Annotated in this window: 1 pseudogene; it reads left to right on the top strand. The window is 67.8% G+C overall.

Annotation, left to right across the window (positions count from 1 at the left end):
* Nucleotides 1-382 (top strand): annotated as a pseudogene (locus D7Y04_RS43770) (hypothetical protein); the annotation flags it as partial.

Here is a 382-nt window from a genome sequence, read left to right as displayed (position 1 = left end):
GTGACGGGCGCCTTCCTGTTGTCGGTGGGGTGGTCGACCCTGGTGACGCTGGTCGCGAGCATCCCCGGAACCGTGCTGATGGTGGCCGGTGGTATCGCCACGGCGATGGACTCCCAGGTGCTGGGCATCGTGCTGCTGGTGGCGGGCGGACTGCTGCTGGCCCTCGGCATGCTCGGCGCAATCCTCTGGTACTTCCTGCGCTTCCTGCTGCTGCCTCCCGTGCTCGCCATGGAAGACCTGGGAGCCTGGGGCGCCTTCACGCGCTCGGGAGCGATGCTGTCCGGGCGCGTGGAGCCGGGCTTCCTGGGACGGGTGATGGTGCGCGGGATGATTCTCTTCACCGTGGTGAGCCTCATCCTCTTCTCGGTGCACCTGCTCTTCG

Source organism: Corallococcus sp. AB038B (genome assembly GCF_003668955.1).
GTDB lineage: Bacteria > Myxococcota > Myxococcia > Myxococcales > Myxococcaceae > Corallococcus > Corallococcus exiguus.
Note: the sequence above shows the minus strand (reverse complement) of the source record. Positions and strands in the feature narration are given on the sequence as shown.